This is a genomic window from Desulfosarcina sp. (genome assembly GCF_033791525.1).
Lineage (GTDB): Bacteria > Desulfobacterota > Desulfobacteria > Desulfobacterales > Desulfosarcinaceae > Desulfosarcina.
Genome location: NZ_JASJGN010000474.1, coordinates 1 through 8,782 on the forward strand (window position 1 = coordinate 1; position 8,782 = coordinate 8,782).

Annotated in this window: 11 protein-coding genes; 9 read left to right on the forward strand and 2 right to left on the reverse strand. The window is 56.9% G+C overall.

Annotated elements, in window-relative coordinates:
* The 3 genes from QNK41_RS22360 to QNK41_RS22370 form a co-directional block, all read left to right on the forward strand.
* A partial coding sequence (locus QNK41_RS22360) for an anthranilate synthase component II (RefSeq protein ID WP_319261907.1) occupies positions 1 to 576 on the forward strand: 576 nt, incomplete at its 5' end.
* Between the two features lie 100 nt (positions 577 to 676).
* Positions 677 to 3,004, forward strand: a complete 2,328-nt coding sequence (pabB, locus tag QNK41_RS22365; protein WP_319261910.1) for an aminodeoxychorismate synthase component I — start codon at positions 677 to 679, stop codon at positions 3,002 to 3,004.
* 151 nt (positions 3,005 to 3,155) lie between these two features.
* Complete coding sequence (locus tag QNK41_RS22370) at positions 3,156 to 3,584, forward strand: hypothetical protein (protein ID WP_319261913.1); 429 nt, start codon at positions 3,156 to 3,158, stop codon at positions 3,582 to 3,584.
* Here the strand turns inward: QNK41_RS22370 and QNK41_RS22375 are convergent, their stop codons facing one another.
* Positions 3,585 to 3,947: a nucleotide pyrophosphohydrolase gene (locus tag QNK41_RS22375; RefSeq protein WP_319261916.1), complete on the reverse strand. Its 363-nt coding sequence runs from the start codon at positions 3,945 to 3,947 to the stop codon at positions 3,585 to 3,587. It abuts the gene before it with no gap.
* A gap of 119 nt (positions 3,948 to 4,066) precedes the next feature.
* Entirely contained in the window at positions 4,067 to 4,567 is a 501-nt protein-coding gene (locus QNK41_RS22380) for a molybdenum cofactor biosynthesis protein B (protein ID WP_319261918.1), read from the reverse strand.
* 332 nt (positions 4,568 to 4,899) lie between these two features.
* Between QNK41_RS22380 and QNK41_RS22385 the strand changes: the two genes are divergently transcribed.
* The 6 genes from QNK41_RS22385 to tatC form a co-directional block, all read left to right on the forward strand.
* On the forward strand, positions 4,900 to 5,505 hold the full coding sequence (locus QNK41_RS22385; protein WP_319261920.1) for a molybdenum cofactor guanylyltransferase: 606 nt from the start codon (positions 4,900 to 4,902) through the stop codon (positions 5,503 to 5,505).
* 15 nt (positions 5,506 to 5,520) lie between these two features.
* Entirely contained in the window at positions 5,521 to 5,880 is a 360-nt protein-coding gene (locus QNK41_RS22390) for a molybdenum cofactor biosynthesis protein MoaE (RefSeq protein WP_319261935.1), read from the forward strand.
* Between the two features lie 27 nt (positions 5,881 to 5,907).
* Positions 5,908 to 6,396: a cyclic pyranopterin monophosphate synthase MoaC gene (gene moaC / locus QNK41_RS22395; protein ID WP_319261922.1), complete on the forward strand. Its 489-nt coding sequence runs from the start codon at positions 5,908 to 5,910 to the stop codon at positions 6,394 to 6,396.
* Positions 6,393 to 7,616, forward strand: a complete 1,224-nt coding sequence (locus QNK41_RS22400; RefSeq protein ID WP_319261925.1) for a murein transglycosylase A — start codon at positions 6,393 to 6,395, stop codon at positions 7,614 to 7,616. The genes moaC and QNK41_RS22400 overlap by 4 nt, the downstream gene beginning before the upstream one ends.
* A 139-nt stretch (positions 7,617 to 7,755) precedes the next feature.
* Complete coding sequence (locus tag QNK41_RS22405; RefSeq protein ID WP_319261928.1) at positions 7,756 to 8,205, forward strand: twin-arginine translocase TatA/TatE family subunit; 450 nt, start codon at positions 7,756 to 7,758, stop codon at positions 8,203 to 8,205.
* 5 nt (positions 8,206 to 8,210) lie between these two features.
* The coding region (gene tatC, locus QNK41_RS22410) for a twin-arginine translocase subunit TatC (protein ID WP_319261932.1) at positions 8,211 to 8,782 on the forward strand (572 nt) is incomplete at its 3' end.

The following is an 8,782-nucleotide window of genomic DNA, read 5'->3' on the forward strand; positions in this document are numbered from 1 at the left end:
CTTGATCCTGCCTATGTCCTGGTGAGCCCCGGGCCAAGGGATCCGGCCCATGCCGGTGTGTCCATGGAGATCATTCGTCATTTTTGCGGGCAAAGACCGGTCCTGGGGGTGTGCCTTGGTATGCAGTGCATCAACGAGGTGTTCGGCGGCCGTACGGTCCGCTCCCCGGCACCCATGCATGGCAAAACCAGCCTGGTGTATCATCACCAGGAGATGATTTTTTCACAAGTGCCCTCCCCGTTCACCGCGGCACGCTACCACTCGCTGGCGGTGCAGCTCGCGGCAACCACCTTGGAAAAGCATCTCGTGATTACCGCCCGCACTGGAAATGGCACGATTATGGGATTGTCCCACAGCCGGTTTCCCCTTCACGGTGTTCAATTTCACCCGGAGAGCTTTTTAACACAACACGGGTTCATCCTGATTGAGAACTTCCTGCGGCTGGGCCCGCTGAAAAGCGATCTGGCGACAGAGGAACCACCTCGGGCAGCCAACCCCGCAGTCGTCTACGGATTCAAAGGTTCAGGGTTCAGAGGTTCAGTGTGCACCGAAAACTTCAGCCAAAATAGCCATTAACGGTAAACGATGCTTCGGTGAATGGTGACATGTCGGAGTTTTTCGCGTTGCGATTGGCGAAGTCATCAAGAGCTTGGTAGCCCACGAACAAGGTCAACGAATGAAAACAAAAACCAGAACGTTCAACACTGAACCTGTGAACGCCTGCGGCCTGTTGAAACCCTTCAACACCTATTTGCCCCGCATCACAGGGGTAAGGACGAAAACGTTTCGCCTGGAGGAACCCTTCGCGGAGATGGCGGCCCGTTTCGTCCACGAACCCGGTACCGTGGTGCTGCTCAGTGGCGGGGAACTGGACTGCGCCCGCTACCACATCCTGGGCGTTCATCCCTGGCTCACGCTAACCGGCCGGCCTGATGAAACGACGGTCGTCATTGACGGGACAACCCATGTGGCGCCACAAGCACCGCTGGATTGTCTTGAATCGGTTCTGGCCTGCTGCCGTCTGAACGTTGGCGATACAACGGGGCCCGTTGCCGCCGGCCTCTTCGGATATCTGGCCTATGACTTGAAAGACGGCCTGGAAGTCCTGCCCCGAACCACCCTCGATGACCTAAAGCTTCCCCAGCTTTGCTTTTTTGCCCCGTCACTGATTGTGGTGCACGACAAGGCCAGCGGGTCGACCGAGGTTCATGCACCGCTGCGCCAGGGCCAGGAGAGTAAAGCGGCAAACGCGGCCATAGAAAGTTTCATGCACGCGTTGAGTTCGCCGCCTTTGCCGCCCGCCGCGTTCTCAGGAACCGGTCAGTCATTGAAGTCCAATTTCACCCGCTCCGATTACATCTCCTCGGTTAAGCGGATCAGGGAATACATTGCTGCCGGTGACGTCTATCAGGTGAATCTGTCCCAGCGGTTTGAAGTGGGCTTTAAGGGCGACAGCTACAGCCTTTTCAAAGCCCTCTATCAGATGAACCCCGCTCCGTTTTTCGCATACGTCAATGCGGGAGACCATCAGATCGTCTCCACCTCTCCGGAGCGGTTTCTGCTTCGCAACGGCAGTTGGATTGAGACCCGCCCCATCAAAGGCACCCGGCCACGGGGTGAGACGCCCGAGGAAGACCGGGAGATGAAGTTCGCGCTGACCCGCAGCCCTAAGGATGATGCCGAGCTCTCCATGATCGTGGATCTGCTGCGCAACGACATCGGCAAGGTGTGTGCCGCGGGGTCGGTGGTCGTGGCCCAGCACAAGCGTCTGGAGGCCTACCAGAACGTCTACCACCTGGTTTCCGTCGTCGAGGGAACCCTGGCCGAAGGAAAGGGTTCCGCGGACCTGATCCGGGCCACCTTCCCCGGCGGCTCCATTACCGGATGCCCCAAGATCCGTTCCATGGAGATCATCGACGAGCTGGAATCCCTTCGCCGCCATGTTTACACCGGATCCATCGGGTATATCAGCTTTCACGACACCATGGACCTGTCCATCGCCATCCGCACGGCCACCATTATCGGCGAGCGCCTTGTTTTTTCCGTGGGGGGCGGCATTGTCCATGACTCGGACCCCGAGGACGAGTATGAAGAGACCCTTCACAAGGGACAGACGCTGATGTCGGTGTTTAAACAAGCGGGTAATGGACCGGCGGCAAAAACCGGTTCAGGTCACTGGGTGTGGCAGGATGGCCGGTTAATCCGCCAGGGACAAGCGGCCGTGCCTGTATCCGACCTGGGGCTGCAATACGGATTTGGATTTTTCGAGACGATCCGCGTGGAAAAAGGGAATGCCTGCCGCCTGCAGGCCCACCTGCATCGATTCAACCGGGCCTGGGTGACCTTGTTTGGCCTTACACCGCCCGACCTGACCTGGGAATCGATCATCGCTCAGGTCGTCGAGAAAAACGGTTTGAACGATGCGTCGGCAGCGCTCAAGATCCTGGCCACTCGGGGTGATGCAAGCCGCGCCCGAAATAATGGCACCCTGCTGGTGACCACCCGGCCCTACACCCACCGCTTGACAGCCCTGGGGGTAGCCGGGTTGAAGCTGGCAACCTATCCGCACCGGCGACTGTCCCCGCTGGCAGACCATAAGACCCTGAACTATTTATACTACCATCAGGCGGGTGCCTGGGCCCGGGAGAAGGGTGCCGACGAGGCGGTTGTGCTCAACCCGGAAGGCACGATTTCCGAAACCAATTCAGCCAGTATCCTGGTGGTGTCGGGCAAGACGGTAATTCGCCCCCGGTCTTCCCACGTGCTGCCAGGAGTGATGCAGGACGAGGTTTCCCGGCGTTTGCGTGATCTGGGATTCTCGATTGAGGATCACCCGATCCACCCCGATGCGGTCCTGGGTGCTGACATGGTTCTACTCACCAACGCCCTCATGGGTGCGGTGCCTGCCTTGAGCCTGGACAACCGGCCGTTGAAATGCGACCAATCATTGGCCGCATCGCTTAACCGTGGTCTTTTTAATGCAGCGGAGGTTGGTGATGACTGATGATGAAACGCTACTACGGGGCGGCCCATGAAAGGCTGGGTGATGGTTGCGCCGAATGGCATTGAAACCGACGAGGCCTGGACCGTTAGGCTGAAAAAGGCGCGTGCAATTATGCCCAGACGCTTCCCCCCAAAGAGTAAAGGTGCCGGCCATGACCATCCCTGAAACCCTTCTGGACGTCCGTACCCATGCTGATGCGGGTTATCGCCCGCTGGTTGATTTTGGTGCCTGGCGGGTGGCCATCCTGAATTTCAACGACGACTTGCGGCCGGAAAACATAACGGCCATGCAGCGCCACAACGAGACGGATGAGGTGTTCGTGTTGCTGCGGGGCCGGTGCATCCTGTTTGTGGGTGAAGGCGATGACCATTCCATCGCAGTCATCCATGCGCAGCCCATGGCGCCCCGTACGATCTATAATGTCAAAAAAGCGGTCTGGCACACGCACACGCTCAGCTCGGAGGCCATGGTTCTGGTGGTGGAAAACCGGGACACGACCTACGACAACTCGCCCTTTTGTCCGCTCACGGCCATGCAACGAAAAACGATCTGGGAAATGGCAGCAGGCCAAGGATTATAGTTAAGAGGTCAACTTGGGGTTGTTTCGATGGCGGTGCTTGTCCCGAGCCGTTTTCTTTTGCAGGTTTTTGGAAATAGCAGCTTCCAGATCCACACCGGTCTGGTTGGCGATGCAGACGAGAACGAAGAGCACGTCGGCCAGTTCGTCGCCAAGATCGGTTGCGGTCTCTTTTCCCTTGAAGCTTTGCTCTCCATAGGTCCGGGAAATGATCCGGGCCAGCTCGCCTACTTCTTCCATGAGCACGGCCAGGTTGGTCATTTCGGCAAAGTAACGCACGCCGTAGGTTTTGATCCACTCGTCCACGGCTGTCTGCAGCGCTCTGACTGTCAGCGACGGTTGTACGGTTTTTTTTGTATCGGCCATTTTCACCCTCAAACCAACGGTGTTCGTTTCGTCGTTGTCTTGATACAGGAGGTATGTCGAGGACTTGGAACGAGGCGCCAACGCAGAGATTGCGCCAGAAGACATTTTTGAGACAGCTTCTACTTAATATGGGCCACCACATGCCCCAGCTCGGGAAAAATCAGCGCCTTGCAGGCCAGTTGACAGGCTTTTTTACTACCGGGCATGCAAAAGACCACGGTGCCGCCGACAACGCCGGCTGCTGCGCGGGAGAGGATTGCAGCGGAATCGATCTCTTCGTAGCTGAGCTGGGCGAAGATGGCCCCGAATGCGGTCATCTCCTTGGAAAACAGGGGTTTGATGGCTTCGATGGTGACATCTGTGGGCGTGATGCCGGTGCCGCCGGTGATCAGCAGGGCCTGAAGGCCGTGGTTGCGGATGGCCTTTAACGCGGCTTCGCGGATGGCGGTGATGTCGTCGGTGACCACCTGGTGGAACCGGACGTCGTGCCCCTCTTTTTTGGCTCGCCGGGCAATCCATTGGCCGCTCTCGTCGTTCTCGATCGTTCGGGTGGTGGATACCGACAGGATGCCCACGCCGACCGATGCCGGTGCCGCGTGTCGATGCTGGTTTACGCCCATACGTTATACCTGCCTTGTTTTAAAGATTGCCGATCTACACACCACAAGAAGGGTGCGATCCATTTAAAGTACCCCGCTGTCTCGGATGCAAGCTCAACGTTTCAGGATCCATCCAAAAAGGGCAGATTAGGGTTCAGGCCCAAATCGGAAAGCACACTGGCCTCGGCGATAAGATGCCGTTTCTGAATGGACCTTATCTAACCCATGGTCCACACCATGGCAAGTGAATATCCTTGCATTTAAAAAGGCTTTTTTCTATGTTCAAGCGCGAAAGCGAGTGTCGTTATAAGAACCGTGCGGTCTACTGAACACATTTCTGCCGGAGTCCTTTTATGGCGTTTCCCTGCACCGGCGTGATTCTCGCCGGCGGATTAAACAAACGGTTTGACGGACAGAACAAGGCCTTCATCCGAATCGGCGGGAAACGAATCGTGGATCGCCTCCTGGATGTCTATCATCGGCTTTTCCAGCAGATCGTTCTGGTGACAAACGACCCGGCGGGTTACATGGATGTCGATGCTCTGATTGTTACCGACCACTATTCGGTGCGCAGTTCGCTCAACGGACTTCATGCTGGCCTGTTTGCTGCTGCCCATGAACACGCTTTTTTTGCCGCCTGCGATACGCCGTTTATCAAGGGCGCGTTGATTCAGCGATTGCTGGACACGGTCACGCCCAAAGCGGATATCATCATTCCATCCACATCGGCCGGCTACGAGCCGATGTTTGCCGTGTATAAAAAAAACTGCCTGCCGGCCATGGTGTGGCAGCTGGAGCGGGATCTGTTGAAGATCCAGGGGTTGTTTCGAAAGGTACGGGTAAAAACGGTTGACGAGGCCGACCTGAGGACGGTGGACCCTGAATTGGTCTCCTTTTTCAATGTCAACACCCCCGCCGATCTGGTGCGGGCGGAAACCCTTCATAAGCAGAATCGCTGAGGAGTGAACGTGAAAATGAATGCGGACCAATTGATTTCAAAAATTAAAACCCACCCGGCGTACGACCGGGTGGGCATGATTCTGTGCCACAACGGCGTGGTTCGGGGGACATCCCGGGATGGACGGAAGGTGACGGGTCTGCGGGTGGCCGTGGATCAGAAACGGCTGGCCAAGGTGATTGACGAACACAGATCTCGTTCGGGTATCGTGGATATCCAGGTGGAGATTGCCGCCGATGCGGACCTTTCCATCGGGGACGACGTGATGCTGCTGGTGGTGGCCGGGGACATCCGGGAGAATGTCATCGATGCCCTGACCGACACCCTTAACGCCATAAAAACAACGGTTACTGCCAAGACCGAGTTTTTTGCCTGATTTCTACCCCACTACCGGGAGGGAGACATGTCCGAACTGACCCACATCGATGACAAGGGCCGCGTGCGCATGGTGGACGTGACTCAAAAAAAACCATCCCAGCGGACCGCTGTGGCGCAGGCGATGGTCCATATGTCTGCTGAGACATTCCAGCGGATTGCTGCCGGCACGGTGTCCAAGGGCAATGTTTTGGAGACGGCTCGCATTGCCGGGGTAATGGCGGCTAAAAAGACCGCTGACCTGATCCCCATGTGCCATCCCTTGAACCTGACCCATGTACAGGTGGATTTTTTTTCCGATGCCGCCAGCCATTCCATCCGCATCGAAGGAACGGCGCGGATTTTCGACCAGACGGGGGTTGAAATGGAGGCGCTCACCGCCGTTTCCGTAGCGGCGCTCACCCTTTACGACATGTGCAAAGCCGTCGACAAAGCCATGACCATCACCGACGTCTGCCTGCTCGAAAAAACCGGTGGAAAGAGTGGCTCCTTTGTCCGAGAAAACGCCACCCCATGAAAAAAACAGACCCATTCTATTCCGCCGTTAAGCGATTCACCCTTGGCATGGTTTTTTTAATGGCTGCGGGGTGCGCCTTTTTTCCCCAGCCCCCCGCCAAGCCTGCGGCAGCACTGGTTCGGCTGGCCGAGCAGGATTATCCGGATTTTTCAGACGACCTGTTTCTGGACAACCTTTCCTACGGCATCGGCAAAAGTTTGGAATATCTCAACCGGGTGCCTGCCGAGCGATCCTTCCGCTTCGGAGCGGACGCCTACAGCACCCTTCATCTGATTCGGTCGCTGGAAACACTGCGGGATTTCGTGGAAACAAGGCCCGGCCCGGCGGCGGTGAACCGTTTTATTGCCGACCGCTACCGCGTTTATCAATCGAGCGGGGGGCCGGAGAGCGGGAAGGTGCTTTTTACCGGCTACTATGAACCTCACCTCAAAGGAAGCCTGACCCCCGACGACCGCTACCGCTATCCGGTGCACGCCATGCCCGGGGATCTGATGGCTATCGACCTTTCTCCATTTTCGAAGGACCTCAAAGGAAAGCGAATCGTCGGCCGACTCCAGGGCAATACCGTGGTGCCCTACCCGGATCGGCAGGCAATCGAGGCGGACAAGGGCTTTGTTCAAAAAGCACCGCCCATCGCCTGGGTGGATGACCGCATCGACCTTTTTTTTCTCCAGATTCAAGGCTCGGGGCGGATCTACCTGACCAACGGTTCTTTTATTCGGGTGCACTACCACGGCTCCAACGGCCAACCATACCGCAGCATCGGCCGGCTGCTCATCGACCAGGGCAAGATCCCGGCCGAGGAGATGTCCATGCAGCGACTCAAGGCCTATCTGCAAGCCCATCCCGCCGAGATGGACGCGGTGCTCAACCACAACCCCAGCTACGTTTTTTTCAAAACCGAAACATCCGGCCCCATCGGCGCCATCGGCGTGGACCTGACGCCGGGGCGCTCCGTTGCCGTGGATCGCCGGGTGTTTCCCATGGCCGCGCCGGCCTTCCTGCAAACCAAGATCCCGGTGGTGGACGGCAACGGCCGCATCGACCGGTGGATGGATTTTTCCGCCTTTGCCCTGAACCAGGACACCGGTGGGGCCATTCGGGGGCCGGGACGGGTGGACATCTTCTGGGGCAACGGACCCTACGCGGAGATTGCGGCCGGCCACATGCAGCATAAAGGGTCGTTTTACCTGTTGGTGTTGGCGCCCGAGATTCCATAAGTCGAGTGTCAGCGCGAATTGATTTTGCCTCTGATTTCGCGGAATAACGCCGGGCTCTTGTCTTGACACCCCCTGCCAAAACCAGTAATGTTGCCAATTTCAGCAAGCATGCACTTCAAGCGCAGTAAAGGAGGCGTTCATGTTCGGTATCGGAATGCCGGAAATGATCCTGATTCTGGCGGTAGCCCTGATCGTCATCGGGCCGAAGAAGCTGCCGGATCTGGCCAAGTCCTTAGGAAAGGCCATGGGGGAATTCAAAAAGGCGACCAGCGATCTGAAAGAGAGCATGCAGATCGATACGGAACTCAAAGAGGTGAAAACCGCCTTCGACGACCTTGGCAGGAAGGATCAAAAAGAAACACAGGGGGACTCCCGCGACACGGATGAACAACCTGCCGAGTCTGCCATGCCCAGTGAAACGTCTGAAGCCGACAATCCGGAAGGCCGTGACGGCGATGCCATGGACAAGTTGAAGGCGGCGTTTGACCGCCGGGACACGGATGCTTCAGATTCCGATGAGGGTACTCCAGCCGACGGCGATATGCCTGGCACCGGTTCCGACCAGGATTCTGAAACGCGCAAGGGGTAACGGTCGTGGCCGATCAGGAAACGGATACACAAGACAAAATTCCATTTACTGCTCACCTGGAAGAGCTGCGCAAACGCTTGATTACCTGCTTTGTCGCTGTTGGCATCGGATTCGCGCTATCCTACGGATTCAAGGAAAAGCTTTTTCAGATTCTCGCCCATCCCCTGATTTCAGTTATGAAACAGGGGGAAACCCTGATCTACACCGCATTGCCCGAGGCCTTTTTTACCTTTCTCAAAGTTTCCTTTCTCTCTGGGCTCATGATAGCCTCGCCGGTGATCATCTACCAATTCTGGATGTTCGTTGCGCCGGGCCTCTATGACCAGGAAAAGCGGTTGATGATTCCAATCGTTTTGCTCTCGTCGCTTTTCTTTATTGGGGGCGCCCTGTTCGGCTATTTCGTCGTCTTTCCATTCGGGTTTCAATTCTTTTTGGGATTTGCCACGGAAACCATCCGCCCCATGCCCTCCATGAAGGAGTATCTGAGTTTTTCCGCCAAGCTGCTTCTGGCTTTCGGACTGGTGTTCGAGCTGCCGCTGGTGCTTACCTTCCTGGCGCGCCTGGGTATCGTTTCAGT